This window comes from Paracoccus indicus (assembly GCF_003056335.1).
Classification (GTDB): domain Bacteria; phylum Pseudomonadota; class Alphaproteobacteria; order Rhodobacterales; family Rhodobacteraceae; genus Paracoccus; species Paracoccus indicus.
The window spans coordinates 242,542-268,908 of the sequence record NZ_PYWA01000005.1; the positions used below are offsets into that span (position 1 = coordinate 242,542).

The 26,367-nt window shown below is 66.3% G+C and carries 32 protein-coding genes; 1 reads left to right on the forward strand and 31 read right to left on the reverse strand.

Features of this window, described 5'->3' with window-relative positions; all coding sequences use genetic code 11:
• Positions 1-20: 20 nt before the first annotated feature.
• From DDE75_RS10340 to DDE75_RS10475, 28 genes are all read right to left on the reverse strand, one after another.
• Positions 21-449, reverse strand: coding sequence for an NlpC/P60 family protein (locus DDE75_RS10340; protein WP_108502292.1), 429 nt, complete (start codon positions 447-449; stop codon positions 21-23).
• Entirely contained in the window at positions 442-1,275 is an 834-nt protein-coding gene (locus tag DDE75_RS10345) for a DUF2163 domain-containing protein (RefSeq protein ID WP_108502293.1), read from the reverse strand. Before DDE75_RS10345 ends, DDE75_RS10340 begins: the two co-directional genes overlap by 8 nt.
• Positions 1,272-1,904, reverse strand: coding sequence for a DUF2460 domain-containing protein (locus tag DDE75_RS10350; RefSeq protein WP_108502294.1), 633 nt, complete (start codon positions 1,902-1,904; stop codon positions 1,272-1,274). The genes DDE75_RS10345 and DDE75_RS10350 overlap by 4 nt, the downstream gene beginning before the upstream one ends.
• A gap of 14 nt (positions 1,905-1,918) precedes the next feature.
• Positions 1,919-2,584 carry a phage tail tape measure protein gene (locus tag DDE75_RS10355; protein WP_108502295.1) on the reverse strand — a complete coding sequence of 222 codons (666 nt, stop codon included), beginning with the start codon at positions 2,582-2,584 and terminating at the stop codon, positions 1,919-1,921.
• Positions 2,571-2,816, reverse strand: a complete 246-nt coding sequence (locus DDE75_RS10360) for a rcc01693 family protein (protein ID WP_108502296.1) — start codon at positions 2,814-2,816, stop codon at positions 2,571-2,573. The genes DDE75_RS10355 and DDE75_RS10360 overlap by 14 nt, the downstream gene beginning before the upstream one ends.
• On the reverse strand, positions 2,813-3,127 hold the full coding sequence (locus DDE75_RS10365) for a gene transfer agent family protein (RefSeq protein WP_108502297.1): 315 nt from the start codon (positions 3,125-3,127) through the stop codon (positions 2,813-2,815). The genes DDE75_RS10360 and DDE75_RS10365 overlap by 4 nt, the downstream gene beginning before the upstream one ends.
• Complete coding sequence (locus tag DDE75_RS10370) at positions 3,127-3,540, reverse strand: phage major tail protein, TP901-1 family (RefSeq protein ID WP_108502298.1); 414 nt, start codon at positions 3,538-3,540, stop codon at positions 3,127-3,129. Before DDE75_RS10370 ends, DDE75_RS10365 begins: the two co-directional genes overlap by 1 nt.
• A 12-nt stretch (positions 3,541-3,552) precedes the next feature.
• Positions 3,553-3,969 carry a DUF3168 domain-containing protein gene (locus tag DDE75_RS10375; RefSeq protein WP_108502299.1) on the reverse strand — a complete coding sequence of 139 codons (417 nt, stop codon included), beginning with the start codon at positions 3,967-3,969 and terminating at the stop codon, positions 3,553-3,555.
• On the reverse strand, positions 3,966-4,292 hold the full coding sequence (locus tag DDE75_RS10380) for a head-tail adaptor protein (RefSeq protein ID WP_108502403.1): 327 nt from the start codon (positions 4,290-4,292) through the stop codon (positions 3,966-3,968). The genes DDE75_RS10375 and DDE75_RS10380 overlap by 4 nt, the downstream gene beginning before the upstream one ends.
• Positions 4,292-4,906 carry a head-tail connector protein gene (locus tag DDE75_RS10385; RefSeq protein ID WP_108502300.1) on the reverse strand — a complete coding sequence of 205 codons (615 nt, stop codon included), beginning with the start codon at positions 4,904-4,906 and terminating at the stop codon, positions 4,292-4,294. The genes DDE75_RS10380 and DDE75_RS10385 overlap by 1 nt, the downstream gene beginning before the upstream one ends.
• Positions 4,907-5,104: 198 nt before the next feature.
• Positions 5,105-6,268, reverse strand: coding sequence for a phage major capsid protein (locus DDE75_RS10390; RefSeq protein ID WP_108502301.1), 1,164 nt, complete (start codon positions 6,266-6,268; stop codon positions 5,105-5,107).
• Between the two features lie 117 nt (positions 6,269-6,385).
• Positions 6,386-6,913, reverse strand: a complete 528-nt coding sequence (locus DDE75_RS10395; protein WP_108502302.1) for an HK97 family phage prohead protease — start codon at positions 6,911-6,913, stop codon at positions 6,386-6,388.
• Between the two features lie 3 nt (positions 6,914-6,916).
• Positions 6,917-7,147 (reverse strand): GTA head formation protein, RCAP_rcc01685 family, encoded by a 231-nt coding sequence (locus DDE75_RS10400; RefSeq protein ID WP_072297881.1) that lies wholly within the window; start codon positions 7,145-7,147, stop codon positions 6,917-6,919.
• 4 nt (positions 7,148-7,151) lie between these two features.
• Entirely contained in the window at positions 7,152-8,336 is a 1,185-nt protein-coding gene (locus DDE75_RS10405) for a phage portal protein (protein ID WP_108502303.1), read from the reverse strand.
• Positions 8,337-8,420: 84 nt separating this feature from the next.
• A complete protein-coding gene (locus DDE75_RS10410) occupies positions 8,421-9,767 on the reverse strand; it encodes a DNA-packaging protein (RefSeq protein WP_108502304.1) in 1,347 nt (448 codons plus the stop codon).
• Positions 9,718-10,125, reverse strand: a complete 408-nt coding sequence (locus DDE75_RS10415) for a permease (RefSeq protein WP_108502305.1) — start codon at positions 10,123-10,125, stop codon at positions 9,718-9,720. The genes DDE75_RS10410 and DDE75_RS10415 overlap by 50 nt, the downstream gene beginning before the upstream one ends.
• 231 nt (positions 10,126-10,356) lie before the next feature.
• Positions 10,357-11,004: a phosphoribosylanthranilate isomerase gene (locus tag DDE75_RS10420; RefSeq protein WP_245894695.1), complete on the reverse strand. Its 648-nt coding sequence runs from the start codon at positions 11,002-11,004 to the stop codon at positions 10,357-10,359.
• A gap of 4 nt (positions 11,005-11,008) precedes the next feature.
• Positions 11,009-11,404: a LapA family protein gene (locus DDE75_RS10425; protein ID WP_108502307.1), complete on the reverse strand. Its 396-nt coding sequence runs from the start codon at positions 11,402-11,404 to the stop codon at positions 11,009-11,011.
• A gap of 60 nt (positions 11,405-11,464) precedes the next feature.
• Positions 11,465-11,749: an integration host factor subunit beta gene (gene ihfB / locus DDE75_RS10430; RefSeq protein ID WP_072297885.1), complete on the reverse strand. Its 285-nt coding sequence runs from the start codon at positions 11,747-11,749 to the stop codon at positions 11,465-11,467.
• Between the two features lie 229 nt (positions 11,750-11,978).
• Entirely contained in the window at positions 11,979-13,658 is a 1,680-nt protein-coding gene (gene rpsA, locus DDE75_RS10435) for a 30S ribosomal protein S1 (protein ID WP_108502308.1), read from the reverse strand.
• Between the two features lie 188 nt (positions 13,659-13,846).
• Complete coding sequence (locus DDE75_RS10440; RefSeq protein ID WP_108502309.1) at positions 13,847-14,638, reverse strand: metallophosphoesterase family protein; 792 nt, start codon at positions 14,636-14,638, stop codon at positions 13,847-13,849.
• Positions 14,635-15,597, reverse strand: a complete 963-nt coding sequence (locus tag DDE75_RS10445) for a diacylglycerol/lipid kinase family protein (RefSeq protein ID WP_108502310.1) — start codon at positions 15,595-15,597, stop codon at positions 14,635-14,637. Before DDE75_RS10445 ends, DDE75_RS10440 begins: the two co-directional genes overlap by 4 nt.
• 80 nt (positions 15,598-15,677) lie before the next feature.
• A complete protein-coding gene (locus tag DDE75_RS10450) occupies positions 15,678-15,878 on the reverse strand; it encodes a formate dehydrogenase subunit delta (RefSeq protein ID WP_108502311.1) in 201 nt (66 codons plus the stop codon).
• Positions 15,868-16,692, reverse strand: a complete 825-nt coding sequence (fdhD, locus tag DDE75_RS10455) for a formate dehydrogenase accessory sulfurtransferase FdhD (RefSeq protein WP_108502312.1) — start codon at positions 16,690-16,692, stop codon at positions 15,868-15,870. The genes DDE75_RS10450 and fdhD overlap by 11 nt, the downstream gene beginning before the upstream one ends.
• A 3-nt stretch (positions 16,693-16,695) precedes the next feature.
• Positions 16,696-19,647 carry a formate dehydrogenase subunit alpha gene (fdhF, locus tag DDE75_RS10460; protein ID WP_108502313.1) on the reverse strand — a complete coding sequence of 984 codons (2,952 nt, stop codon included), beginning with the start codon at positions 19,645-19,647 and terminating at the stop codon, positions 16,696-16,698.
• The gene (locus tag DDE75_RS10465; RefSeq protein WP_108502314.1) at positions 19,644-21,152 is read right to left on the reverse strand and encodes a formate dehydrogenase beta subunit; all 1,509 of its coding nucleotides are present in this window, start codon (positions 21,150-21,152) and stop codon (positions 19,644-19,646) included. The genes fdhF and DDE75_RS10465 overlap by 4 nt, the downstream gene beginning before the upstream one ends.
• Entirely contained in the window at positions 21,149-21,619 is a 471-nt protein-coding gene (locus tag DDE75_RS10470) for a formate dehydrogenase subunit gamma (RefSeq protein ID WP_108502315.1), read from the reverse strand. Before DDE75_RS10470 ends, DDE75_RS10465 begins: the two co-directional genes overlap by 4 nt.
• An 85-nt stretch (positions 21,620-21,704) precedes the next feature.
• Positions 21,705-22,592, reverse strand: a complete 888-nt coding sequence (locus DDE75_RS10475) for a LysR family transcriptional regulator (RefSeq protein WP_108502404.1) — start codon at positions 22,590-22,592, stop codon at positions 21,705-21,707.
• 89 nt (positions 22,593-22,681) lie between these two features.
• Here DDE75_RS10475 and DDE75_RS10480 point away from each other — a divergent pair, with 89 nt between their 5' ends.
• The gene (locus DDE75_RS10480) at positions 22,682-23,317 is read left to right on the forward strand and encodes an alpha/beta fold hydrolase (RefSeq protein ID WP_162798977.1); all 636 of its coding nucleotides are present in this window, start codon (positions 22,682-22,684) and stop codon (positions 23,315-23,317) included.
• Here DDE75_RS10480 and DDE75_RS10485 read toward each other — a convergent pair.
• Genes DDE75_RS10485 through DDE75_RS10495 form a run of 3 tightly spaced genes read right to left on the reverse strand, consistent with a single transcriptional unit; the run spans position 23,314 to position 26,353 of the window.
• Positions 23,314-24,339 (reverse strand): ABC transporter substrate-binding protein, encoded by a 1,026-nt coding sequence (locus DDE75_RS10485; RefSeq protein ID WP_108502317.1) that lies wholly within the window; start codon positions 24,337-24,339, stop codon positions 23,314-23,316. The two genes, DDE75_RS10480 and DDE75_RS10485, sit on opposite strands and share 4 nt — an antisense overlap.
• Entirely contained in the window at positions 24,309-25,688 is a 1,380-nt protein-coding gene (locus DDE75_RS10490; RefSeq protein WP_162798978.1) for a sensor histidine kinase, read from the reverse strand. Before DDE75_RS10490 ends, DDE75_RS10485 begins: the two co-directional genes overlap by 31 nt.
• Positions 25,688-26,353 (reverse strand): response regulator transcription factor, encoded by a 666-nt coding sequence (locus DDE75_RS10495; RefSeq protein WP_108502319.1) that lies wholly within the window; start codon positions 26,351-26,353, stop codon positions 25,688-25,690. Before DDE75_RS10495 ends, DDE75_RS10490 begins: the two co-directional genes overlap by 1 nt.
• Positions 26,354-26,367: the final 14 nt, after the last annotated feature.

Genomic DNA, 26,367 nt, shown 5'->3' on the forward strand with positions numbered 1-26,367 from the left:
GCCTCCTTTGTTGGAATGGGTCAGGGAAAGCGGAAGCGCGCGACGACGCGCGACTTCCAGGGCCGCGTCAGCGGGCTTTCGATGACCCCATGATAGGTATAGGCGTGCAGGAACCGTGCATCGGCACCAACCTGTGACAGGATGCCAAGATGCTTGGCGATCGCGCCCTGACGCATGCGGAACAGCAGCACCTGTCCGATCTGCCATGCGTCACCTTCGCCCACCGGCAGAAGATGACGCATGGCCGCGTCATGCAGAACCTCCGTCCGGCCACATTCGGCCCAATCGGCGGTATAGGCAGGCGTCGGTTCCGGTTCGCTGCCGTGAAGCTGTCGCCAGACGCCCCGGATCAACCCGAGGCAATCCGCCCCGCTGCCCATGACACTGGCCTGATGGACATAGGGCGTCCCCAGCCATTCGCGTGCCGCCGCGACAACCGCCTCAGCCATTGCGCGACCCCGCCTGCGGGGCCATCAGCCAATCCTCGGGCGGCAGGTGCGGAAAGCCCCTGAAGTTCAGGAAGTTGTCAAACTTCAACCGGCAGGTCTTCGCGGCCTTGTCGCACCCCGCCGTCAGCTTCAGCCGATCTCCCGGAACCGGCGGAATGGGCAGCGCCGACCACAGCTCGATCGTACGACTGCCGTCTTCATGCGCGGTGTCGTTCTTGATCGCGGCACGCAGCCCCTCGGCATCCCCGTCCAGGACCAGCAGTTGCCCCTGCTCGAACCAATCGCCCGCAAAGCGCGGGAAGCTGGCAAAGGTGAAGACACGGGCATCCTGCACCGCCTGCACGACCGGCTGCGTGAACCAAGCCTCATTGTCTAGGTTCACCTTGCAGGACCCATCCCCCAGGCGCGCCGCGCAACGGGGGTGATAGACCCGGCCCTGAGGCGCGTTCAGCCGATCAGACAGTCCGCGCAATTCGGCACGGAAGGCGCCATTGGCACGCGTCACCTCGCCCAAGGTGCCGTTGAAGACCAGATCGCGCCGCGACACGTCGGACCAATCCACGTGCCACATCTTCAGCTGGGCGTCGTCCCAACGCCCCGCCATCAGGTCGCGTTCGGTGATGGCATCATCGTCCAGCGCACCCGCGACCTCGGTGTTGTCCACCCCCAGGCCGGTCGCCTGCGCGATGGCCTGCGCCGTCAGACCGACATCGGGGCGAAAGGTCGTGCCGCCGAACGCCAGCGGCGTATCGTGATCGGTAAAGCCCAGGGTCAGCCCGTCGCCCCTCCGAACGAACCAGGCCCGCGCGATTGTCGTCGTCGTCATAGCCGCACCTCGATGACCGGAATGTCGGGCACCTGACCCGCTTGGAAGGATGCGACCGAGACCGCGATGCGATCCGTGTCGAAACGCACCGGCACGTCGAATTCATATCCCGCCGTGACCTCGGCCCCCGTTTCGGGCGCCGCATCGAAGGTGATGACGCCGGTGGCGTGGTCGACCTGATAGTTGCTGCCGATGAAGACCTCGACGCCCCCGATACCAGCACGAACGGTGTTCAGGACCGGCTTGGTGATAGGACGCTGATAGACGGTCCCGCCCGAGCGATAGCCCTTGACCAGCTGGAACTTGCGCGTCTGCCCGTCGCCCGTCCCGATTACCTGATCGCTGAACACCGGCGCGCCCGAGGGCAGGCAGCTCTTGTGATCCGACCAATCCTTCCAGCGGAACCCGTGCAGCTGCCCTGCCCGAGCCTCGAAGAAGGCGATGACGGCGCTCAGATCGTCCAGCGACCGCAGCCCCATGCCCGCATCGAACCGACGGCGGGCATGGGCCCAAGGCGTGTTGCGCTGTTCGAAGCCGTTCGCCATTGAGACGATCTCGGTCCGCCTCTCGGGGCCGCCGATGGCACCGAACGACAGGCCCGCGGGAAATCTCACCTCGTGGAATGCCATGATTCTACCTCGTTTCAGCTGTTGCGATCGCCGCGTGCAAGAACACGCGACATCTGGGCTGCGATCTGCGACTGGCTGCGCTGGAAGCCCGCAACATCGGGCGTCTGGATGTTGAACGTCACGTTCATTGCGCCGCCGCCACCGGCCGCCGCGACACCCAGCTTGCCGTCGGGACCGCGCTGCAGGGGCATGATGGCCTCGGGTCCGGCCTCGCCCATCAGGCCGGTTCCACCGCGCATCGGAAAGGCGGTCGGTGCGCTGGCGATTCCGCCGACCGCCGTGCTGCGGCCTTGGGAAAACGCCCCGCCCTTGGCAAAGGGCGTCATCGCCTGTCCGAAACCGCCGCCCCCCAGGACCGAGGCCATCCCCCCGGCAAGCGAGCCCGCCAGCGCGCTTTCCACGGGCTTCATCGCGATGGAATAGACCGTATCGGCCAGCGACTGCCCGATCGACTTCAGCGCGTCCGACAACTTGCCGCCATCCAGAACCAGCCCGTCGATGGCACGCCCCAGACCTCGCTCTAGCCCCGACGACAGCGTCGTCACCTCGCGCGAGGTGAACAGCATCGACTGGCGCAGGCGGCCAAGTTCCTTCTCGAATTCGGCGGTCATCTGGGCATTGCGGCCCAGATCCTCCTCCAGCAGGTCCAGCGAGGACCCCACATCATCACTCAGCGCCATCCGTCACCCCATCCGGTTGCACCGACACGCCCGCCCTGGCAGGCACGTCGGGAAATTTCGTCAACAGATCCGCCAGCCGGTCGCGTGTCATGCGCGCGGGCGCCGGTTCGACGCCCAGCATCAGCGCCAGCTCGGACGGCGTCAGCTGCCAGAACTGGTCGGGCAGCAGCCGCAGATCACGCATGCCTGCGCGCATCAGACCGGGCCAGTCCAGCGTCGGACCGACCGTCATGCGACGTCCCGAAAGGCCAGCGCGATCAGCTGCGCGGCCGCGCGCGCACCTGCCAACGGACCACCCTCGATCTGCTTTGCCAGCAGATCATCCGCGTCGCCCTGCCAGCCGCCTCCGCGTAGCCCCGCCACCAGAACCGCGATGATGTCACCGCTGGCAAACCGCCCCTCGTCCAGCCGCCGGACCAGATCCGCCAGGCTGTCCTCGGCCAGCTGCGCTTCCAGCATGGCCAGCGCCCCAAGGGTCAGCCGCGCCACATGCGGCTGACCGTCCAGCACGATGGCGACCTCGCCTCTCATCGGGTTGGCCATCACATCGCCTCGAACAGCAGCGCGCCCGCCGAAGCCAAGGCGATCTCATAGGTCGCCTCGCCGTCATGGGTTCCCGCATATTCCAGCGAGGTGATCTGGAACGGGCCCGACACCTGGCCGAAATCGGGAATGACGATCTGGAACTGCGGCAATTCGCCGTCGAAGAAGGCCTGCCGCGCGCGACCGTCGCTTGCCTCGTCGCGAAAGACCCCCGACCCCGAAACCGAGGCACTGCGCACCCCCGCACCGCCCAGCAGTTCGCGCCAACCGCCCTCGCTTTCCATGCTGGTCACGTCGATGGTCTCGGCGTTGAACGACAGGCGCGTGGCACGAAGGCCCGCCACCGTCTCGAACGAGCCATTGCCCAGCATGTCCATCTTGATCAGAAGGTCGCGTCCATTCTGTACTGCCATGATCCTGTCTCCTCAGATCTGGTCGATGCGCGCGCGGAAGGTCAGATCGACCTGACGGGCGGCACCGTTCTTCAACCGACGCGCCGTGGCGCGCAGAAACTGCAAGCCCGCCAACTGCCCACGCGACAGCTGCAGCGGAACATCCTCAAGCGCGTCGGCCACGGCCACGGCTGCGGCCTTGACCGCCCCGAAGCCCGCACCATCGCTGCCCGACATCACCGAGATGATGAAATCATGCCGCGACCCGCGCGCCGTGGTATCGCCAAGGCTCCGCACGTCCTCGGACCCAAGCGAGACATGCACCCCGCTTGGCGCCTCGACCGGCATGGCGTCGAAGATCGCATCCCCCACCAGGTCGGCCAGCGCCGGATGGGCACGCAGCTGTTGATAGACCGCCGCCTGAAGGGCGACGCCTGCTCCGTAACTCATGTCGGATTCTCCTCTCGGGCGTGACAGGTCAGAAAGGCCCCCAAAGGGTCGCGCTCGGCCACGGCCTCGATCGCGAACAGGCGGTCGCCCATGCGGAACCGCTGCCCGGCCTTGGGCCGCCGCGCATCGCCGACAGGGGCCCCGCGCACGGAAATGCGCCACCGCACGGCACTGATCGCCCCGTCCTCGCGCCCCGAGCCCGCATCCATCTGCGCCCACAAGGCCCCAAGCCGCCGCCATGTCGTGAGATAGCCGCCCATTCCGTCGGCAAGCCTGTCAGGCTGTTCAAGCGCCAGCTGCGTCGTCAGGTTCGGCACCGCCATCAGCGCCACCCCTGGTTGCCGCGTCCGGCCAAAGTCCTGACCGCCCGCCATTTCTCGATCAACGCGCTGACACCAAAGGGCAGCGCCTGGCGCAAGCCGTCCTGGCTGCGGTCGTCGTAATATCGCGCCGCCAGCAGGATCACCGCCTGCGCCAGGTCGGCCGGCACCTGCGCCCAGCTGTCGCCGAAACCCGCGACGAAGCTGACCGTCACGCTGCCCCGTCGCGGCACATGCGGCAGCACCACCCCCGTAGGCAGCACGACCGGCCGCTGGCTGTCCGGCACCAGCCGCCACCCCTCGGGGGCCAGGGCGGTGATCGTGCCGTTGCCATCGTCGATCTCGATCTTCTCGACCGAATGGACCGGCGCCAAGGGCAGCGACTGTCCCAGCCTGTCGCGCCAGTCGTCCAACTGCATCCGGAAGCGCCGCTTCAGCAGCACCTTGCCCGTGCGCGCCTCGATCGTGGCGATCGCCGCGCGCAGAAACCCGCTCAGCGCCGCCGTTTCCGCCGCATCGTCGGGGCCATCGAACCCCGAGGCCAGCCGCAAATGGCCGCGCAGCGCCGCAACGGGCAATGCCTCCGCCGCTGGCGCCGTTTCCTCTATCAGCATCATCTTGCGAACCTCCTGTCCTGCCGTCCGCACATCTCCACCAGGACACATCCCCCAGGCCGGGGGATGATCCGTCTTCAAAGGTTCACGAAAGAAAAGGGACGCGCCCGAACACCGGCCATCAGCACGCGCGGACAGTTGCTTCACCGGTATGACCGGCGACGCGCGCGCCCCTCTCCCCTCACCTCTCCCGCAGGGAGATCAGGTGAACTGCAGCAGCTTGACGGCGCGGAAATCGGTCACGCCGCCGCCGACACGCTTGGTGGCATAGAAGAGGACATGCGGCTTGGCGCTGAAGGGATCGCGCAGCACGCGCAGGTCCGGACGCTCGACGATGGTATAGGCGGCGTGGAAATCGCCGAAGGCCACCGATTTCGAGTTCGCGGCAATATCGGGCATGTCCTCGCTGATCAGCACCGGATAGCCCAGCAGCTGCGGCACCTGGCCGACGCTCAGCGCATCGCTCCACAGGAAGCGACCGTCGGCATCCTTCATCTTGCGGATGCGCGCGGCCGTCTTGGAATTCATCACGAAGGATGCATTCGCGCGATATTTCGCACCAAGCGCATAGATCAGGTCGATCAGGCAGTCCGCCTGGTTGGTCGCGGCGAAATCGGCCGACTTGCCTGTCAGCACGGTGCCGATCTGGTTGTCGCCCGCGGTCGCATTGGGCGCCGTGGGATAGGCCAGAAAGCCCTTCGGCTTGTCGATACCGTCGCCGCTGACGAAGGCCGCCGCCTCGGAACGGGCGAACTTGTCGGCGATACGCTCGGCCAGCCAACCCTCGACGTCGAATGCCGCATCGTCCAGCAGGCGCTGGCTGGCCTTGGGCATGGCCGAAAGCTCGTGCACCGGGATGGAAATCCGCTCGATCCCACCCGAGGCACCCTCGACCGCCGCCGCTTCCGTGGCCCAGCCCGCACCCATGTCGCCCTTGTCGACCAGTACCTCATAGGCGGCGCTTTCGATGGTCACGACATTGGCCAGACGGCGCATCGAGGAACCGCCCAGCAGCACCTGCTGAACCGATTCCGCCACCGTCGGCGCGGCCAGGAAACCACCGTCGCTGGCGACCGTCAGGCCCTTTTCCTCGATGGCCAGACCGCGCAGGCCGTCATCGTCGCCGCTGCGCAGATAGGCGTTGAACGCCTTCTGATGGGGCACCTCGACCTCGGCGGTTGCGGAAAGGGGGGCGCGGCCACGCAGGGCAGTCTTGCGATCGATCATGGTCATACGGTGTTCCTGTGCATTGAGTTTGGTCTGGATGTCTTCGCGAAAGCCCTTGAGTTCATCGACGAACCCCAGCATGGCCCCGCGCAGATCGGCAGGCATGTCGCCGCCGCCTGCGGCTTTCACCTCGGTCATGGTCTTCTCCTCGTCATGATGATCAGGGCGCGACCGCCCCTTTTGCCGGACCGGGCCACCTGGGGCAGGGTCCGAACCCGAACGGAAGGCGCGGCAGACGCGCTCCCCTGAAACGTGTCAGCCGCGCAGCGCGTTGGCGGCGGCTGTGAAAAGGGCTGCAACCTCGCGCAGATCGTCGGCATCCTTGCGGCCGACCTTGGCCTCGGGCAGCATCGGGAAGGTCACCAGCGACACCTCCCACAGCTCGACCTCGGTCAGGATGCGCGCGCCCTTCTGGCTGCGCTCGGCGCGGATGGTGCGATAGCCGATCGACAGCCCGTCGATCGCGCCCGCCTGGATCAGCGCCGCCGCCTCGCGGGCCTGAGCAACCTCGGGCAGCAGCCGGCCCTTGACCCACAGGCCCGCGTCGTCTTCGCGGATCTCGTCCCAGACGCCGATGGGGCGGGTGGGGTCGTGCTGCCACAGCATCCGCACCTTGTCCCCCTTGCCCGCCAGCCGCGCCAAGGAGGCCGAGAACGCCCCTTTGGCGACCGCATCGCCGCCCTGATCGGTCAGGCCGAACAGACTGGCATAGCCCTCGATCACCTGTCCGTCGGACAGCACGGGCGCACCGCCCGCAAATTTCACTTCCAGCCCCGGAACCATCCTTCAGCCTCCTCTTGGTGCATAATCCAGTATCCCCTGGACGGCCTGCGTCAGGATCACGGCGACGACGCCATAGACGGTCATCCACAACCGTCGCTCCAGCCCCTCGATCATGGCCTCGATCCGCTCCAGCCGACGCTCGACCTGCCCGAACTGCAGCGCCATGATCCGTTCCTGCGCGTCGATCCGCTGGTCCTGCCACAGACCGTCCTTGACGAAACGAGAGCCCTCCATCGGCTCACGCCCCGTCCATGGGCGGCAGACCCAGCAGACTGCGCTTTTCCGCATCCGTCAGGAAATCCGCCGCTGCGATCCGCGCCCACTGCTGGTTGCGATCCTCGGCCAGCGCCGGGATCTGGTCGGGGTCCGGGCGCAGTTCGACCTCCTCGCCCAGGTGTTCGGACAGCCACCACGCGACCGAGGCCGTTACCCGCGTCGTCAGCGGCAGCACTGTCAGGCGATAGAACGCCCGATGCGCCTCGGCGTAATTGGCATAGGTCGCGTCACCCGGGATCCCCAGCAGCATCGGCGGCACGCCGAAAGCCAGGGCTATTTCCCGCGCCGCCGACAGCTTGGTCTCGTGGAACTCCATGTCACTGGGGCTGAAGCCCATCGGGCGCCAATCCAAGCCCCCCTCCAGCAGCATGGGCCGACCGGCGTTGCGCGCGCCTTGGTGGTTCATCTCGATCTCGCCCACCAGGCGATCATACTGATCCGCACTCAGCGTGCCCTGCCCGTCCATCCCCTTGTAGACGATGGCCCCGCTTGGCCGGGCCGCATTGTCCAGCAAGGCCTTCGACCAGGCCGAGGCGCTGTTGTGCACATCGAAAGCCACCGCCGCCGCCTGCATCGGCGACAGACCATAGTGGTCGTCGACCGGGTGGAAGCTCTTGATATGGCAGATCGGATCGGGGCTGCCCGTCATGTCGAAGCGGTGCTTGCGCCCGCCCACCGCATATTCATAGGCGACCGGCCAGCCATCCGCGCCGGGCACGATGGTCATCCGGTCCGACCGCAGCACATGCAACTCCTCGGGCAGACCCGCCTCTGTCAGCCCGACCGCTTCCAGATAGCCGTTGCCGGACAGCAGCATCTGCCCGAACAGCGCCTCCATCAGCTCGGCCCGCCCCTGCCCCGGATTGGGACGGCGCAGCAGGTCGATCACCGGATGAACCTCGAACCGCTGATCGCGATTGGCGCAGATCAGCGGCACCGCCGCCGCCGCCTCGGCGATCAGCTTGACCGACCGAAAGCCCACCGGATTGCCGACGAACCCGCCGCGCGTCAGGCTGCCCGTGTCCCGCGCCGACCAGACCGTCCGCCCTGCACCGCTGGCAAAAGCCACGACCCGACCCGTGGCACTCGCCTTTCTCTCAGGCACGGTCTGGGGCTTGCCCTCCCGTGAAAACATCCGAAACGCCATCTTCGCCTCCGTCGTTTGACATGAAAAAGGGCCGACCCGCAGGTCAGCCCCTTTTTCCTCGTTCGATTACCCGCGGCCGTCCCGCTAGAGCCGCCGCATCTGCGGACGCCGCCAGCTTGCAGCCGGCTCGATCATCAGCTCGTGCATGGCCCAGACCATCGCATCCAGCCGGTCCGGACTGCCGCGCCCTTCGAAGCCGCGAACCGTCATCTGGCACATCTGATCCTCAAGCGGGCCCAGACCGCCCTGCCGCGCGTGCCTGATGCGCCCCTGCTCATAGAGCGCGGCCACAGGCTCGGCCCGCAGCCCCTTGCCCCGCGACGCCCGCAGCGCCTTGAAGGGCACCAGGGGATCGATCTGCCGGATCACGCTTTCCACCATGTCGCCGCCCTGGTTGACCTCGACCACCAGACGCTCGGCCCCGTGGCGGTCCATCGCGGCAATCGCCGCCTTGGCCCAATCCGAAGGCCCGCCCCGGACGCTCGCATCCTCCAGCACATAGGCCTGCCAGTCGCGCGGCTCGCCCTGTGCCACGACGCCCGCCACGATGATCCCGCATTCGTCGCTGGCCTTCCCGTTCGTCACGGACGGGTCGACCGCCACGACGATGCGGTCCAGCCTGGGCAGCTGATCGACCCGCGCGCCTTCCACCATGGCGGTGGTCCACAGCGCACCTTCGACGTCGTCCAACAGCACCCCGTCCAGCTCCTGCCGCCCCAACCGCGTCCCGCCATAGCGGCTCTGGACCTCGGCCAGGAAACTCTCGGCCAGATAGGCGCGGTTCGCATCCGTCGGCGCATGGGTCACCACCGTCGAGGCGTTCCCCAGGATCCGCTTCAGCACACCCACGTTGCGCGGCGTCGTCGTGATCACCTGCTGGGGGTGCGCGCCAAGCCGCAACGCGAATTGCAGCATGTCCCAGACATCCTCGGCCTTCTTCCACTTGGCCAACTCATCGACCCAGGCCGCATCGAACTGCGGGCCGCGCAGCGCCTCGGGCTCATGCGCGGAATAGACCGTCGCCGTCGCACCATTGGCCCAGACCAGCCTGCGCCGCCCGGCCTCCCAGACCGGACGGCGATCGGGGGGCGAACAGGCCAGGATGCCGCTTTCGCCAAAGACCATCACCTCGCGGACCTGGTCGAAGGTTTCCCCGACCAGCGCCACGCGATGACATCGCCCCGGCCCATCGACGGTCGGCCCCTCGACCATCTGCCGCACCCATTCCGACCCGGCGCGGGTCTTGCCCGCGCCGCGCCCACCCATGATCACCCAGCTCTTCCAGTCGCCCGCAGGGGGCAACTGGTGGGGCAAGGCCCAGAATTCGAACAGCCACGGCAGGCTGCCCAAGGCGTTTTCCGACAGCCCGCCAAGGAAGGCCTCAACCTCCTCCGGCCCGGCGGAGGCAAGCCAGGCGGCGCCCGATCTCATCTCGTGCTGCGTCAAGGTCAAGGCAGCCTTCGGCGACCCCGCCCGCGATTTCTCTGCGAAGTTTGTCAACCTTGTTCCTTTCCGCCATCAGCAACTGGACCGCCTCTCGGGCGGTCTTCGCGGTGTCCATGGCCTTCTTCAGCTTGGCGGGATCCAGATCCCCGGCCTTGGCCGATACAAGCTCGGCCTGGTGCCCCCGAAGGTCCTTGACGTAGTCCCAGAACAGCCACCGCAGGACCGAAATCTCGTCCTCGTCGGCGGTGATCTCGGGAAACCGCAGCTCTGCCTTTTCCGGCAGAGATCCGGCCACGAAAGGACCTTCGAGGGGCTTGCCCTCGCACCATTCCATATCATTCATGCAAACTGTCCCGCCCCGTGTCCTGTCCGCACGAGCCGAAAGACGAAAAAAGCGGCCCAAGGTTCCCCTTGGCCGCTTGCCCATCTCTCCCAGCATGTAAATGTTCTACCTTGGGCCGTTCGCAAAGTCAATTGCTAAACCCATGATTGTGCATCTGGAGAAAATATCAATACAATAACAATACCTTAAATGCGCAACACCCTCTGCGCACGCCGCGCAACACCGGAGGTTTCAGGCGGCAACACCACCCGATGCCGCCGCAACGAAATCCGCAACAAGCTGCGATTCCTTGACGCCCGGCGCCGATTCTACGCCCGAGCTGACGTCGACGACCGGCGCACCGGTCAGCCGAACGGCTTCGGCGACATTGTCGGGCGTCAGACCGCCGGCCAGCATCCAAGGACGCAGCCAGTGCCGCCCGACCAGCAGCCGCCAATCAAAGGCCAAGCCGTTGCCGCCGGGCAGATCGGCACCCTTCGGCGGCTTGGCATCCACCAGCAGCATATCCGCAACCAGCCCATAGTCGGTCAGCGCGGGCAGATCGTCCGGCCCGCTGATCCCGACGGCCTTCATCACCGGCAGACCGGTCAAGGCCTTGACCTCGGTCACGCGGTCCGGCGTTTCGCTGCCATGCAGCTGGATGATGTCCAGCGGAACCTGTGCCAGCACGTCCTGCAGCAGGGCATCATCGGGGTTCACGAACAGACCGACCTGCGCCACCCCGACCGGAACCAGTTGCGACAGCTGCGCCGCCACCTTGGCGGTCACGGCGCGCGGAGATTTCGGAAAGAAGACAAAGCCCACGAAACGCGCCCCGGCATCGACGGCGGCATGCACATGCGCGGGCTGGCTCAACCCGCAGATCTTGACGTCAGCCACGGAATCAGCGCGCCGCGGGCAGCTGTGCCCGCCCAGGGGCCGGACGCTTGGCCGAGGGCTGCTCAAGGATCGCAAGCACGTCATCGCGCGGCGCCGCATGGCTTTCGCGCAGTTGCCCGACTTCATTCTCCAGCTGGACGACCTTGCGATCACGCTGGCGCGCCACCTTGCGGATCTTCGCTTCGCGCATCCACTCCCAGACCAGACCGGCCAGCATGCCAAGAGCGAAGGCGACAAAGATCACCAGGAACAGCGGCACCGCCACCAACCAAGTTCCGCCCAGGAACTGTCCCAGATTTGCCGGGAAAAGCGACAGGGTCACGATCTGCCGGTTCGCCAAGGCGACGGCGACCAGAACCAAGGCCAAGAAAGCCACGAAGATCAGACGGATGAAGCGCATGGGCGGTGTCCCTTGAATTGTCCCGCCCGGTTCGGCCAGGCTTGTCCCCTTTTACGACGCTCAGGCGTCGCCGTTCAACCTGTCACGCAACAGCTTGCCGGTCTTGAAGAAGGGAACATGCTTCTCCTCGACCTCGACGGCCTCTCCGGTGCGCGGATTGCGCCCCACGCGGCTGTCGCGCTGCTTGACGGAAAATGCGCCAAAGCCGCGTAGTTCGACACGGTCGCCCCGTGCCATCGCGTCAATCACTTCCTCGAATACCGTATTCACGATCCGCTCGACATCACGACGGAACAGATGCGGGTTCTCGTCAGAGATCATCTGGATCAGTTCGGAACGGATCATACCTTCCCCCAAATAGATGCGTCCTTGCCGCCGCATGGCGCCGGGAACCGCATAGGGGGTCAACACCCCCGTCAGCACGCTCAACGCGACACAGAAGTCACTGGTTTCATAGCGTTGCCAGCTTTATCCCATTGGCGCAAGACGCATGAACGGGGCGCATGCATAACAGGCATAAAAAAGCCCGCCCCGGATGAACCGGGGCGGGCGATCGTTCAGCCGTCAGGCTTTATCAGTTCTTGCTGCCCAGTGCGGCACCAAGGATGTCACCCAGCGAGGCGCCCGAATCCGAGCTGCCATAGGTGTCGATCGCTTCTTTTTCTTCGGCAATCTCGCGTGCCTTGATCGACAGGCCCAGACGGCGGGTCTTGGTGTCGACGTTGGTGACGCGTGCGTCGACCTTGTCACCGACCTGGAAGCGCTCGGGGCGCTGGTCCTGGCGGTCACGGGCCAGATCGCTGCGGCGGATGAACGACTTGACGCCGTTGTACTCGACCTCGATGCCACCCTCTTCGATCGCGGTGATCTCGGCGGTGATGATCGAGCCGCGCTTCACGCCGTCCACGGCTTCCGCCATGCCTTCGTTCTCAAGCGACTTGATCGACAGCGAGATACGCTCCTTCTCGACATCCACGTCCTGAACGACGGCCTTGACGACGTCGCCCTTGCGGAAGTCCTGGATCGCGTCTTCGCCGCGTGCATCCCAGCTGATGTCCGACAGGTGAACCATGCCGTCGATGTCGCCGTCCAGACCCACGAACAGACCGAATTCGGTGATGTTCTTGACTTCGCCTTCGATGACGGTGCCGGTCGGGTGGGTTTCGGCAAAGACTTCCCACGGGTTGCGCATGGTCTGCTTCAGACCCAGCGAAACGCGACGCTTGGCTTCGTCGATCTCCAGAACCATCACTTCGACTTCCTGAGAGGTCGAGACGATCTTGCCCGGATGGACGTTCTTCTTGGTCCAGCTCATTTCCGAAACGTGGACCAAGCCTTCGACACCGGCTTCCAGCTCCACGAAGGCGCCGTAATCGGTGATGTTGGTCACGCGGCCCTGATGGACCGACTCGATCGGGAACTTGTCGGCAACCGTATCCCACGGATCGGCCTGCAGCTGCTTCATGCCCAGGCTGATGCGGTGGCTGTCCTTGTTGATCTTGATGACCTGGACCTTGACGGTCTCGCCGATCGCCAGGATCTCGGACGGATGGTTGACGCGGCGCCATGCCATGTCGGTGACGTGCAGCAGGCCGTCAACACCACCAAGATCGACGAAGGCGCCGTATTCGGTGATGTTCTTGACCACGCCGTCGACCGTCTGACCTTCGGTCAGGTTGGCGATGACTTCGGCGCGCTGTTCGGCACGCGATTCTTCCAGGATGGCGCGGCGCGACACGACGATGTTGCCACGGCGACGATCCATCTTCAGGATCTGGAAGGGCTGCTTCAGACCCATCAGCGGGCCAGCGTCGCGCACGGGGCGGACATCGACCTGCGAACCGGGAAGGAAGGCGACAGCGCCGCCCAGATCGACCGTGAAGCCGCCCTTGACGCGGCCGAAGATGGCGCCTTCGACACGCTCTTCGTCGCCATAAGCTTTTTCCAGACGATCCCAGGCTTCCTCGCGGCGGGCCTTCTCACGGCTGATGCTGGCTTCGCCACGGGCGTTCTCGACGCGGTCCAGATAGACCTCGACTTCGTCGCCGACGCTCAGGTTGGCGTCTTCACCGGGGTTTGCGAATTCTTTCAGATCGACGCGGCCTTCCATCTTGTAGCCGACGTCGATGATGGCCTGGCCTGCCTCGATGGCAATGACGCGGCCTTTGACAACCGAACCTTCGTCCGGGGTGTCGATCTCGAGGCTTTCGTTCAGAAGGGCCTCGAACTCCTCCATAGTCGCTTTAGCGCACATGCGTGTTCAGTATCCTTTGTGTGTCTTTTACTGGCCTGACGGTTGGCTCCGCCGGTCTTTATGATGTCGGCCCGGGCAACGACAAAGGGCCGAGGCAAATGCCCGACCCGTCCGTAAGCGGCCTGTTCTGACCATGTCGCCCGTTTGACTGCGCCCGCTATAAGCGCGTTTCACCCGAAACTCAACGCTTAAACGCGAGCCCAGGGGCCGTTTGCCCGGCTATAGGTGCTGACCACCGGCTCTTCGAAGGCGTTCACGCCCATCGGCGCGACGTGATGTTCGACGTGCAACTCGGTGCCGTCGACGATCAGCAGCGCGAATTCGTTCTTCGCATCGCTCAGCCTTGCGCAAAGCGCCGTGCCGCCCTGCACCTGCAGGATGCGCGGCCAGCGCCCCGTCGCCATGACCTTGTCCACCGCCCAACGATGCAGATGCCCGCTGAGGACGACATGCACACCCGCGTCCTGCAGGCGGTCCATGGCCTCCTCGGCGCGGCGGGCGGGCTGCTTGTCGATGCCGGGCAGCTGTTGCATCGGGTGGTGCAGCGCGACGACATTGGTGGCGGCGGGATCGATGCCCCCGATCACGCGCCCGATCTCTCCGCGCCGGATCTTGCCGCGCTGCCAAGCATAGGGATCGGCACTGTTCAGCGCAAAGACCCGCGCCTGCCCCACTTGCGCCGTCGGCGTCAGATCGGGGCCGAAATGCTCCCGGAACCCCGCGAAGGGCCAGAACAGCCGCGCGATGGGGTTCAGCAGCGGCACGTCGTGATTGCCCGGCATCAGCATGACCGGCGCGCTGATCCGCGACAGGAAGTCCTGCGCCAGATCCATCTGCGCCGGCAACCCGCGATGCGTGATGTCGCCGGACACCACCACCAGATCAGGGCGCAGCGCCTCGATCCGGTTCAGCAGAGGGCCGATCAGCTCGCTGCGGTGAAAGCCAAAATGCAGGTCCGTCAGATGCAGGATGCGGGTCATGCGCGCCCCTCGGCATCGGCGGTCTTGTTGCGTCCGTCGGCGGGCAGCAGCACCTTCAGTGCCCCATGCCGCACCTTCAAATCGAAGGGACTGCGCAGCGGCGTCTTTTCCCCGTCATGCGCCACCAGCTGCCGCGCCTTTGGCGTGCGCATCTGCAGGCGATCCGTCACGATCAGGTCGAAATCGCTGTCCTTGGCGCTGTGCCCCATCGCCAGCCGCAGGGCCGAGCGGATCAGCGGCAGAGGCTGCCGCGCCTTGGCGATCAGCACGGCGAACTTGCCGTTGCGGATGGCATCCGCGCCCTCCAACCCGAAGCTGTCCAGCTGATAGGCGCTGCGTGCCACGAAGACCAAAGCACTGGTGTATTCCCGGTCCCGGCCATCGACATGCGCGACCAGATCCATCGGGCGGCGCAAGCGTCGCAGCGCCACCAGCACCGACCAATAGGCCGCAATCCGCGACCGACCCCAGCGCTTATAGATCCCCTCGCGTGTTTTCAGGATCTGCGGATAGGCGCCAAGGCTGACGTTGTTCAGAAAGACCAGATCGTTGATGTCGCCGACATCTGTCGCATCGACGCGCCCGTCCAGCAGGGTGTCCAGCGCGTCGTCCATCACTTCGCCCACGCCCAGATCGCGGGCGAAATAGTTGAAGGTCCCGCCCGGCAGCACCCCCATGACGACATCCGTGCCTGCCAAGGCCCCCGCCACCGCCGATTGCGTCCCGTCGCCACCCGCCGCGATCACCAGGTCGAAGCCCTCGGAGGCGACCTGCCGCGCCAGCCCCGGCAGGTCCGCGCCCTTGCGGCTCTGGCGCAGCTGATAGCTGCCGCAGGCCGGGGCCAGCCGCTTTTCAAGCAGCTCCACCAGCTGTCGATGCTTCTTCTTCCCCGAACTGCGGTTCATGACCACGCAGACCCTGGCGCGGCCAAGGTCGAAAACGTTCGAATTCTGCTGCATGAAATGCCTGTCCCCGGGCCCGTTGGTATGTTGATCACCAGCGCAACACCGGATGACGGGCAAGGGTTGCATTGCGCCCTCTAAAGTCGGTCCGCCGCCGCCACGACCGAGGGTTTCAGCCCGCCGCCGCCCGTTTCCAGATAGGTCAGCAGCTGCGCGCGCATCCGCGGCTCCCAGAAGTCCTTCAGATGCGAGGCGATCTTCTCGGCCGCATCGCCGGGCTGGCTGTCGAAGAAGGTGGCGATCTGGTTGGCCATCATGACCATCTTTTCAGGCGACATCGGATACCTTGGCGTTCAGCCGTTCGGGGTGGGAAAACAGATCGAAGCCCTCGCCGCGCGCAAAGGCCGCGACCGTGATGCCAGCGTCCCGCGCCAGTTGCAGCGCATGGGCGGTGGGGGCCGATACGGCAATCAGGATGCCGGCACCGGCGATGGCGCATTTCTGCACCATCTCGACGCTGACGCGGCTGGTCAGCACGAAGGCACCCTGCCCCGCATCGAGGCCTTGGCGGGCCATCGCGCCGATCAGCTTGTCCAGCGCGTTGTGGCGGCCCACGTCTTCACGCGCCAGCACGATGCCCTTGCCGGGCAGCAAAAACCCCGCCGCATGGACCGCGCGGGTCTGATCATGCAGCGGCTGCCAGTCGCGCAGCATGTCGGTCGCCTGCGCCACCTGGCCCGCATCCATCACCGGCCCTACACCCGCCAGATCGGGCAGCGACCGCGTCGCCTGATCCAGGCTGTCGATCCCGCACAGCCCGCAACCCACCGGCCCCGCCATGAAGCGGCGCCGCGCGGCCAGTGCCTCGGCCCGATCCTCGGACAGCCACATCTGCGCCTCGACCCCGCGCGGGTGGTCCATGATCTGCACCGAGGCGATCTGCGTCGCATCCGTCACGATCCCCTCGGTCAGCGAGAACCCCACCGCGAAATCTTTCAGATCGGCGGGCGATGTCATCATCACCGCCTGCGTCGTCCCGCCATAGACCATCGCCACCGGCGTTTCCTGCGCCAAGACGCGCCGCACCGGCGTCACGCTGCCGGAACGGTGATGGGTGGCGTCCACGGGATGGACGGGGGGTGGCAGGGGCATGGCTTACTCCGCGGCTGGCATGATCCGCCGTGACCGTTCCGCCTGTTCGTTATAGCTGGTCTGCCATTCCGACGGACCGTTCGAGGGGCTGACCTGCACGGCGGTGACCTTGTATTCCGGACAGTTCGTCGCCCAATCCGAAAAATCGGTCGTCACCACGTTAGCCTGCGTCACCGGATGGTGGAAGGTGGTATAGACCACACCGGGCGAAACCCGATCCGTCAGCACCGCCCGCAGCGTGGTTTCCCCCGCCCGGCTGGCCAGCCTGATCCAATCGCCATCCGCCACACGGCGCGTTTCCGCGTCATGGGGATGGATCTCCAGCACGTCTTCGTCATGCCAGATGCTGTTCGGCGTCCGTCGCGTCTGTGCGCCGACGTTGTATTGCGACAGGATGCGCCCCGTCGTCAGCAACAGCGGGAAGCGCGGCCCCGTGCGTTCATCCGTCGCCACATATTCGGTGATGATGAAATGCCCCTTGCCCGAGGCACCCGAGAGGAAACCGTCCACATGCATCATCGGCGTCCCGACCGGCGCATCGGCATTGCAGGGCCATTGCACGCTGCCTTGCGTCTCCAGCAGCTCGTAGTTGACGCCGGCGAAGCTGGGCGTGGTCGCGGCGATCTCATCCATGATCTGGCTGGGATGAGTGTAATTCCAACCCGCCCCCCCCGTGTCCTTCAGGATGGCATTGGCCAGCATCTGGGTCACTTCCCAATCCTCATAGCCGTTCTTGGGGGCCATGACCTTGCGCACACGGTTGATGCGGCGTTCGGCGTTGGTGAAGGTGCCGTCCTTTTCCAGGAAGGACGATCCGGGCAGGAAGACATGGGCGTAATTCGCCGTCTCGTTCAGGAACAGGTCGTGGACGATCACGCATTCCATCGCCCGCAGCCCCGCCGCGACGTGATGAGTGTCAGGGTCCGATTGCAGGATATCCTCACCCTGGCAATAGAGCCCCTTGAACGCTCCCTCGACCGCGGCATCCAGCATGTTGGGGATGCGCAGGCCCGGCTCGGGGTCGATCTCGACCCCCCATGCGTTCTCGAAGATCGCGCGGACGTCGGGCAGCTTGACGTGGCGGTATCCCGGCAGCTCATGCGGGAAGGAGCCCATGTCGCAGGACCCCTGCACGTTGTTCTGCCCGCGCAGAGGGTTCACGCCCACGCCCGGACGCCCGATATTGCCCGTCAGCATCGCAAGGTTCGCGATTGCCATGACGGTGGTGGACCCCTGGCTGTGTTCCGTCACCCCCAGCCCATAATAGATCGCGCCGTTGCCGCCCTTGGCAAACAGCCGTGCCGAGGCGCGTAGCTCGGCGGCGGGAACGCCCGTGACCAGCTCGACCGCTTCGGGCGAATGGCGCGGATCGCTGATGAATTCGGCGTAATGCTGGAATTCGTCCCAGTCACAGCGATCGCGGATGAAACCTTCGTCCATTAGCCCCTCGGTCACGACGACATGCGCCATCGCGCTGACCAGCGCCACATTCGTCCCCGGACGCAGCGGTAGATGGTGCTGCGCCTCGATATGCGCCGAACGCACCATGTCGATGCGGCGCGGATCGGCCACGATCAGCTTGGCCCCCTGACGAAGGCGCTTCTTCAACCGGCTGGCAAAGACCGGATGCCCGTCGGTCGGGTTCGCCCCGATGATCAGCACGACATCGGTTTGTTCGACGCTGTCGAAATCCTGCGTGCCGGCCGATGTGCCGAAGGTCTTGCCCAGCCCGTAACCCGTGGGCGAATGGCAGACGCGCGCGCAGGTGTCGGTGTTGTTGTTGCCGAAGACCGCGCGGGTCAGCTTCTGGACCAGATAGGTTTCCTCGTTCGTGCAACGGCTCGAGGTGATCACCCCGACCGAGCGTCGCCCGTGCTTCTGCTGGATGCCGCGCATCCGGTCGGCGGCGAAGGCCAGCGCCTCGTCCCAACCGACCTCGCGCCAGGGTTCGTCGATGCTGTCGCGGATCATCGGGTTCAGGATGCGGTCCTGATGGGCGGCATAGCCATAGGCAAAGCGCCCCTTGACGCAGCTGTGCCCGCGGTTGGCCTTGCCGTTCTTCCACGGCACCATGCGGACCAGCTGATCGCCATTCATCTCGGCCTTGAAGCTGCACCCGACCCCGCAATAGGCGCAGGTCGTGATGACCGAGCGTGTCGGCGTCCCCAGTTCCGCCACCGATTTTTCCTGCAGCGTCGCCGTCGGGCAGGCCTGCACGCAGGCGCCGCAGCTGACGCAATCGCTGGTCAGGAAGCTGTCGGTCGCCATGCCCGCGCTGACGCGGCTGTCGAAACCGCGGCCCTCGATGGTCAGCGCGAAGGTGCCCTGCACCTCCTCGCAGGCCCGCACGCAGCGTGAACAGACGATGCATTTGCTGGGGTCATAGGTGAAATAGGGGTTGCTGTCGTCCTTGGGGATATATTGCGGATTGCCCGGCCCTTCGCGCAGCCGCGCCTCGGATTGGCTGCGTGCGCCGACGCCCTTGGGATCGAAGTGGTTGTCGCCGGGGGTATAGCGCATGTCGCGCAGCCCCACCTGCCCCGCCGCGTCCTGCAATTCGCAATCGCCATTGGCCGAGCATGTCAGGCAGTCCAGCGGGTGGTCGCTGATATAAAGCTCCATCACGCCGCGGCGGATCTTCTGGACCTTGCCGGTCTGGGTGCGCACCACCATGCCCTCGGCCACCGGCGTCGTGCAGGATGCGGGCGTGCCGCGGCGGCCCTCGATTTCGACGACGCACAGGCGGCAGGACCCGAAAGCCTCAAGGTTGTCGCTGGCGCAGAGCTTGGGGACCGTGATGCCCGCCAGCATGGCCGCGCGCATGACGGATGTGCCCTCGGGGACCGTGACCTCGAAGCCATCCACGGTCAGGCTGACCGGCGCGCCGTGGCGGGCGGGGGTGCCAAGGTCGCGTTCGTCACCGGGCGCAAATTGGGGAATGACGAAATCCTTCATTCGGCGGCCTCCTTGGCGGTGGCAAAATCATCGGGGAATTGCGTCAGGGCGGACATGACGGGGAACGGCGTGAAGCCACCTAGCGCGCAGAGCGAGCCGTCCTTCATCACCTCGCACAAATCGGTCAGCAGATCGGCGGCAGCGGCATCGCCCGCAGCGATGCGGTCGATGGTCTCGACGCCGCGCACGGCACCGATCCGGCAGGGGGTGCATTTGCCGCAGCTTTCGACGGCGCAGAACTCCATCGCGAAACGCGCCATCTGCAGCATGTCGGCGGTATCGTCGAAGACCACCAGCCCGGCATGGCCGATCAGCCCGCCGTTCTTGTCGAACTCCTCATATCCCATCGGCGTGTCGAATTTCGACACGGGCATATAGGCCCCCAAAGGCCCGCCAACCTGCACCGCCTTGACGGGACGACCCGACAGCGTGCCGCCCCCGATGTCGTTGACGACCTCACCCAGAGAGACGCCGAAAGCCGTCTCGAACAGCCCGCCACGCCGGACGTTGCCCGCGATCTGCAGGGTCACCGTGCCGCGCGACCGTCCCAGGCCGAAGTCCGCGTAATGCTGGGCACCCTTCTCAAGGATCACCGGCACCGTGGCCAGGCTGATGACGTTGTTGACGACCGTGGGCTTGCCAAAGAAGCCCTCCAGCGCGGGCAAGGGCGGCTTGGCCCGCACGACGCCGCGCTTGCCTTCCAGGCTGTTCAGCAGGCTGGTCTCCTCGCCGCAGACATAGGCACCGGCGCCGACGCGGATTTCCATGTCGAAGGCACGCCCGCTGCCCAGCACATCCGCACCCAGCACGCCGCGCTGACGTGCGATCCGGACCGCCGCATTCATCACGGCAATCGCATCGGGGTATTCCGACCGCAGATAGACATAGCCCCGCGTCGCCCCCACGGCGAGGCCCGCGATCGCCATGCCCTCGATCAGGGTGAAGGGATCGCCCTCCATGATCATGCGATCGGCAAAGGTGCCGCTGTCGCCTTCATCGGCGTTGCAGACGATATACTTCTGGTCGGCAGGGGCATCATGGACGGTCTTCCACTTGATGCCGGTCGGAAAGCCCGCGCCGCCGCGCCCGCGAAGGCCGCTGTCGGTGACCTCTTGCACAATGTCTGCGCCGGTCATGCCGATGGCGCGGCGCAGGCCGACCAGACCGCCATGGGCCGCGTAATCGTCCAGATCCAGCGGGTCGATCACCCCGCAGCGGGCGAAGGTCAGCCGCGTCTGGCGGGCGAAGAAGGGGATATCCTCGACCCGGCCAAGGCTTTCCAGCGTGCCGTCCAGCAGCGCGGCCACATCATCGGGCGTCACGGGGCCGTAAGCCACGCGCCCGTCACCGCGGTCGATCTCGACCAGAGGCTCCAGCCACACCATCCCGCGCGAGCCGTTGCGGATGATGCGCACGTCGGGGCCGACCTGCGCGGCGATGGCATCGGCGACCTCATCCGCGCCAAGCGCCTTGGCGGCGCTGTCCATGGGAACCCAGATCTTCATGCGCCCACCTGCGTCATCAGCCGTTCCATCCGCGCCTCGTCCACGCGCCCGATCACGCGGTCGTCCAGCATCACGGCAGGCCCGCAGGCGCACATGCCAAGGCAATAGACCGGTTCGACCGTGACCGCGCCATCGCGGGTGGTGCCATGCCAATCGACGCCCAAGCGGTCCAGCATCCGCTGCGCCATGGCATTGCCGCCCACGGATTGGCAGGCCTCGGCCCGGCAGATCTTCAGCATGTGGCGCCCTGCCGGTTCCTTGCGGAAATCGTGATAGAAGCTGACGACGCCATGCACCTCGGCCACGCCAAGGTTCAGCAGATCGGCCAGCACGGGAACGGCGGCCTGCGGCACATGCCCCCATTCGGCCTGGATGGCATGAAGCATGGGCAGCAACGGCCCTTCCAGCCCCACCAAGGGGGTCACGAGGTCGCGGATATCGTCGGGGGCTGGCGCCTGGTCAAGCATGGCTGGCCTTTCAAGAGTCTCTGGCCGACATGAGACACCGCGGTCATTCGCAAATCAATAACGCTGTTCCGTCAAACGATAGAGATCATCTATCGATGGCCATCCTGCGCGCCTCGGTCAGCAGGGCCTGCAGGACGGGGGTATGCGGCTCTCGCCAGGGTGCGATCAGGCCGACGGCATGGCCGGTGGCCGGACCCTCCATCGGGACCAGCTGCAGGGGCTTGCCTTGGGTCAGGAAGCCCGCGATGTCCTGCGGCAGGATCGTCAGCCATCCCCCCGCCAGCACCTGAGAGACCAGCACCACGGTCGAGTTCGATTCCACCATCGTCACGGGCGTTACCCCCGCCTCGGCCAGACGGCGGTTGATGATGCGGCGGTTCTGCATGTCAGGCGTCAGCAGGCACAGGCGCTGCCCGTCCAGAGCGCCCCAAGGCACGGGACCGCCCTGCGCCAGCGGATGCCCCTCGGGCGCGATCAGCGCATAGCGTTCCTCGTAAAGCGGGACGGCACTGACCTTGCCCAGGGGTTCATTGTCCAGATAGCTGATGCCCGCATCGACCTGCAGATCGTCGATCATCTTCAGGATCTCGGTCGAAGCGCGCGACAGGATGGTGAAGCCGACCTTGGGATGGGCCTCTCCGAAGCGCGCCGCGATCCGTGCGGCCCATGTCAGCGCGGTCGGCACCACTGCGATGCGCAGCTGCCCCGACAGCCCGTGACGCACGGCCCGCATCTCGTCGCGCAGCTGGCGGGTGTCGCCGACGATGCGCCGCGCCCAGACCAGCGCCGACTGCCCCTCGGGGGTCAACCCGCCGAAGCGCGACCCGCGAAAGATCAGCAGCACGCCCAGCTGCGCCTCAAGCTGCTTGATCCCTGCGGACAGCGTCGGCTGCGTGATCCCCAGCGAGGCGGCGGCCCGTCCGAAATGGCCCTCCTTGGCCACGGCCAGGAACATCTCCAGCTTGTCGATCATGGCATCCCCCTTGGCGGGCATATGGACCGATGGTGCGGGGCGGGGTCAAGCTCTTGCGCAAGCGGATGGCAGCGGGCAAGGCTTGCGGCATGGCGGATATCATCCTGATCCACGGGGCATGGCATGGCGGCTGGTGCTGGACGGCGACAGCGGATGCCCTGCGCGACATGGGCCACCGCGTCGCCTGCCCCGATCTGCCCGATGCGCCCGATACCACGCTGGCAGATTGCGTGGCCGCCCTGCCCGCGATGGCGCGCCCGCTGGTCGTCGGCCATTCCATGGGCGGCATGGTGGCCGAGGCGATGACCGCCCCCGCATCCGCGCTGCTGCACCTGTGTTCCTATCTGCCGCTGGCGGGCGACAGCCTTGCGACGCTGGACCGCCTGCTGCCAGCCCCGCCCCGTCGCTGGCCGCGCGATGATCTGGGACGGCTGATCCTTCCCGCCGATCAGGCGCGGCAGATGATCTATCACGATTGCCCCCATGCCCCGATCCACGCCCTGCGCCCGCAGCCCGTGGGGCCGATGCGGGATCGGCTGGCGCAGCGCCGCCCGATCACCCGCCACTATGTCATCTGCGAAAACGACCGCGCCATTCCGCCCGCCCTGCAACGCGCCATGATCGACCGCGCGGGCGTCGATCATGTCCATCACCGCCCCTGGGGGCATTCGCCCTTCCTGTCGGACCCCGCAGGTCTGGCAAAACTGATCGACGCCGCCACCTAGGGCTGGATCAGCGCCGCCCGCCATTCCGACAGCAGCCCCGCCCGCCGCAACCGGTCGTCATAGACCAGCAGCCCCGCATCCAGCCGGATCGGGCGCAGCTGCGGCACCGGCGGCTTTCCCGTCCCTGCGATCAGCGCGACACCGGCGCTGTCGGCGATCAACCGTTGCGCGGGGTCCGACAACAGATAGGACAGCAGATCCTGCGCCCCCTGCGGATCGGGGGCATTCACCGGCACAAGGGCTGAGCGGACGATGGCGAAGGTGTAATCCTCGAAGGCCAGCTGGACCAAGTCGGGGTCGTCGGGGCGGAAGCGGGCGGCATAGCTGGCCACCACGTTATAGGCGATGGCGATGCGCCCCTCGCGCAGTTCGGTGATCATCTGCCCCGAACAGCAGAACAGCCGTGCGTTCAACCGGCCCATCACCTCGGCCAGCCGCCAGAACCCGTCCGAGACCTGATCGTCCTGCGCGATCAGGAAATAGCCCACGCCCGACACCTGCGGATCATAGGCGGCGACGCGGTCCTGAAATCGTTCCGGGTTTTCGCGCAGCAGGGCAATCAGGTCGCGCCGCGTCCGGGGCACCGGCAGATCGCCAAGGGCCTGGCGCGAGGCCAGCGTCACCACCGGCTCCAGCGCGATGCCCCACAACTGGTCGCGCCAGCGCGCCCAATCGGGCAGCCCCCGCGCATCGGGCGCGACCGATGCCGCAAGCCCGTCGTTGGCCAGCTTCATCTGCAGATCCATCGCGGATGAGATGACCAGGTCGAAGCGCGCGTCCTCATCATGGATGGCGGCATAGATCTCGGTCGAAGATGCCTGCACATAGCGGATGCCGCGCCCCGGATTGCGGGTGACGTAATCCTGCAGGACCGGCGCGAAGGCCGCCAGATCGGTCACCGACAGCACCTGGATCTGCGGGGCGTCCTCGGGGCCGAAGATGCGCTCATCCTCGGATTGCCAGGCGGCGGCCGGCCCTGCCAGCGCATAGGTTACGGCAACGGCAAATGCAGCAAGGCGCATGTTCCCCCCTTTTCACCGGACTTCAGTTGAAAGCGGCCACGATGGGCATGGGCGACCTCGGTCACGATGGTCAGTCCCAGCCCCGAGCCGCCGGTATCACCGACATTCGCACCCCGCCGGAACCGCCCGATCAGCTGCGCGGGATCGTCCGACAGCCCGCGCCCGTCGTCGGTGACGGCCAGAGTTGCCTCGGTCCCCGTGCAGGTCAGCGTCAGATCGACATGGCCTTCGGGGGCGGCGTATTTGATGGCATTGTCCAGCAGGTTGCGCAGGGCGATCTCGAGCATGCGCTCGTCGCCCTGGATGATGCAGGCGGCGATGTCATGGGTCACGCGGATGTCGCGCATCTCGGCGATGGGGTCGATGGCGCGCAGGACGGCGCGGGACAGCGCCGCCAGATCGACCTGTGCGGCGGCATATTGATCGGTGCGATACATGACCATCGCATGATCCAGGATCTGGTTCGCCGACCGGCTGCTTTCCCCGATGGCGCGGACCATGCGGCGCAGGCGGATGCGCGTGGCCTCGTCGCTGGTTTCGGCCAGTGCCAGTTCCGCCTCGGCGCGGACCAGCGACAGGGGGGTGCGGATACGGTGGGCGGCCTCGAAGATGAAGGTCTCGGCCAGCTCCAGCGCGGCGCGCAGGCGGGCGATCAGCCCGTTCAGCGCCCGCAGCAGGGGTGCCAGCTCTCGCGGGGTGGGGTGGCGGACGGGGCGCAGGTCGCGCGGGCCGCGTCGGCCCATGACATCGGCCAGCGTGCGGATCGGTTGCAGCACCGCCTGCGCCGCCAGAAGCGCCACGGGCAGCGCCAGCAGCATGAAGCCCAAGGCCGCCCAGGCCGCGCTGCGCGCCGTGTCCCGCGCAATCGCCGCCTGCCCCAGGCGCGTCTGCCCCAGCGTGACCGTCACCGGCTGCAAACGGTTCTGGATCAGCATCATCCGACCTACCGAGGCCAGCCGCAGCCGCGCGCCACGGTAATCGGCGCCGTAGAAGACCGGGGCCATGTCGGTGGCGGGGGTCGGCGGCGGGGGCAGATCCTCGTATCCCGTCACGCCCTGCCCCGCCACCGTCAGCAGATAGAAGATGCGTTCGTCCCCCATCGCCCCCAGCATGGAAAAGGTCGCATAGGGCAGATCCAGCTCCAACCCCTCATCGACGCTGCGGATGCCTTCGGTGATGGCGGTGACGGCAGCCCCCAGCACCGCATCCTGCGAGGCGCGCGAGGCGCGATCCGCGACCCAGCCCACCACCAGGAACAGCCCCAGCACCAGCACCGCCGACAGAACCAGGAACTGCCAGACCAGGCGGCGGCGCAGGGATACGATCCGCGCGGGATCGAACGGGCGCATCATTCGGGGATCAGCCGATAGCCGACGCCGCGCAGCGTTTCCAGCCGCGCCCCCGATCCGTCCAGCTTCTTGCGCAACCGGCCGACATAGACCTCGATGGCGTTGTCGCTGACCTCTTCATCGAAGGAAAACAGCCGGTCGATCAGATGCGCCTTGGAATAGGCCTGACCGGGGCGCGACAGCAGGATCTCCAGCAGGCGCAGTTCTCGGGCGCGAAGTTCGCGGATGTCATCGCCCACCGTCAGGGTTGCGCCCAGCTGGTCGAAGATGAAGCCCGCGAAGTGCCGCCTGTTGTCCACCGCCCCGTCGCGACGGCGCAGGACGGCGCGGCAGCGGGCCTGCAATTCGCCGAAATCGAAGGGCTTGGTGATGTAATCATCGGCACCCTGATCCAGCGTCATCACCCGATCGCTGACCGAGGCCGAGGCCGTCATCATGATCACCGGCGTATCCCGCCGCGCCGCTCTTTCGCGCACCAAGAAATCGCGCCCGTCGCCATCGGGCAGCGAAATATCCAGCAGGATCAGATCATAAGGCGCGGTTCCCAGAAAATGGCTGGCATCGGCCAGCGTCGCCGCATGGTCCACGCCATGCCCTTCCAGCGTCAGGCGTGATGCGACGGCCTTGGCAAGATCCTCGCTGTCTTCGACCAGAAGAAAACGCATCGGCACAACTTTCG

Bases quoted from the DNA above. Each gene is read 5' to 3' on its own strand.
- DDE75_RS10350 (WP_108502294.1), bottom strand. From the start codon at position 1,904: ATGGCATTCCACGAGGTGAGATTTCCCGCGGGCCTGTCGTTCGGTGCC.
- DDE75_RS10425 (WP_108502307.1), bottom strand. From the start codon at position 11,404: ATGCGCTTCATCCGTCTGATCTTCGTGGCTTTCTTGGCCTTGGTTCTG.
- DDE75_RS10385 (WP_108502300.1), bottom strand. From the start codon at position 4,906: ATGATGCTGATAGAGGAAACGGCGCCAGCGGCGGAGGCATTGCCCGTT.
- fdhD (WP_108502312.1), bottom strand. From the start codon at position 16,692: ATGCCCCTGCCACCCCCCGTCCATCCCGTGGACGCCACCCATCACCGT.
- DDE75_RS10375 (WP_108502299.1), bottom strand. From the start codon at position 3,969: ATGAGTTACGGAGCAGGCGTCGCCCTTCAGGCGGCGGTCTATCAACAG.
- DDE75_RS10345 (WP_108502293.1), bottom strand. From the start codon at position 1,275: ATGACGACGACGACAATCGCGCGGGCCTGGTTCGTTCGGAGGGGCGAC.
- DDE75_RS10370 (WP_108502298.1), bottom strand. From the start codon at position 3,540: ATGGCAGTACAGAATGGACGCGACCTTCTGATCAAGATGGACATGCTG.
- DDE75_RS10450 (WP_108502311.1), bottom strand. From the start codon at position 15,878: ATGTCGCCTGAAAAGATGGTCATGATGGCCAACCAGATCGCCACCTTC.
- DDE75_RS10490 (WP_162798978.1), bottom strand. From the start codon at position 25,688: ATGCGCCCGTTCGATCCCGCGCGGATCGTATCCCTGCGCCGCCGCCTG.
- DDE75_RS10365 (WP_108502297.1), bottom strand. From the start codon at position 3,127: ATGGCCAACCCGATGAGAGGCGAGGTCGCCATCGTGCTGGACGGTCAG.
- DDE75_RS10400 (WP_072297881.1), bottom strand. From the start codon at position 7,147: ATGGAGGGCTCTCGTTTCGTCAAGGACGGTCTGTGGCAGGACCAGCGG.
- DDE75_RS10440 (WP_108502309.1), bottom strand. From the start codon at position 14,638: ATGACCCGCATCCTGCATCTGACGGACCTGCATTTTGGCTTTCACCGC.
- DDE75_RS10395 (WP_108502302.1), bottom strand. From the start codon at position 6,913: ATGGTTCCGGGGCTGGAAGTGAAATTTGCGGGCGGTGCGCCCGTGCTG.
- ihfB (WP_072297885.1), bottom strand. From the start codon at position 11,749: ATGATCCGTTCCGAACTGATCCAGATGATCTCTGACGAGAACCCGCAT.
- DDE75_RS10475 (WP_108502404.1), bottom strand. From the start codon at position 22,592: ATGATCGACAAGCTGGAGATGTTCCTGGCCGTGGCCAAGGAGGGCCAT.
- DDE75_RS10405 (WP_108502303.1), bottom strand. From the start codon at position 8,336: ATGGCGTTTCGGATGTTTTCACGGGAGGGCAAGCCCCAGACCGTGCCT.
- DDE75_RS10445 (WP_108502310.1), bottom strand. From the start codon at position 15,597: ATGCAGCAGAATTCGAACGTTTTCGACCTTGGCCGCGCCAGGGTCTGC.
- rpsA (WP_108502308.1), bottom strand. From the start codon at position 13,658: ATGTGCGCTAAAGCGACTATGGAGGAGTTCGAGGCCCTTCTGAACGAA.
- DDE75_RS10485 (WP_108502317.1), bottom strand. From the start codon at position 24,339: ATGCGCCTTGCTGCATTTGCCGTTGCCGTAACCTATGCGCTGGCAGGG.
- DDE75_RS10360 (WP_108502296.1), bottom strand. From the start codon at position 2,816: ATGACGGTCGGTCCGACGCTGGACTGGCCCGGTCTGATGCGCGCAGGC.
- DDE75_RS10355 (WP_108502295.1), bottom strand. From the start codon at position 2,584: ATGGCGCTGAGTGATGATGTGGGGTCCTCGCTGGACCTGCTGGAGGAG.
- DDE75_RS10470 (WP_108502315.1), bottom strand. From the start codon at position 21,619: ATGCTTGACCAGGCGCCAGCCCCCGACGATATCCGCGACCTCGTGACC.
- DDE75_RS10410 (WP_108502304.1), bottom strand. From the start codon at position 9,767: ATGAGATCGGGCGCCGCCTGGCTTGCCTCCGCCGGGCCGGAGGAGGTT.
- fdhF (WP_108502313.1), bottom strand. From the start codon at position 19,647: ATGAAGGATTTCGTCATTCCCCAATTTGCGCCCGGTGACGAACGCGAC.
- DDE75_RS10495 (WP_108502319.1), bottom strand. From the start codon at position 26,353: ATGCGTTTTCTTCTGGTCGAAGACAGCGAGGATCTTGCCAAGGCCGTC.
- DDE75_RS10465 (WP_108502314.1), bottom strand. From the start codon at position 21,152: ATGAAGATCTGGGTTCCCATGGACAGCGCCGCCAAGGCGCTTGGCGCG.
- DDE75_RS10390 (WP_108502301.1), bottom strand. From the start codon at position 6,268: ATGACCGAGGTGAAAGCCGCAGGCGGCGGCGACATGCCTGCCGATCTG.
- DDE75_RS10415 (WP_108502305.1), bottom strand. From the start codon at position 10,125: ATGAATGATATGGAATGGTGCGAGGGCAAGCCCCTCGAAGGTCCTTTC.
- DDE75_RS10340 (WP_108502292.1), bottom strand. From the start codon at position 449: ATGGCTGAGGCGGTTGTCGCGGCGGCACGCGAATGGCTGGGGACGCCC.
- DDE75_RS10480 (WP_162798977.1), top strand. From the start codon at position 22,682: ATGGCGGATATCATCCTGATCCACGGGGCATGGCATGGCGGCTGGTGC.
- DDE75_RS10380 (WP_108502403.1), bottom strand. From the start codon at position 4,292: ATGGCGGTGCCGAACCTGACGACGCAGCTGGCGCTTGAACAGCCTGAC.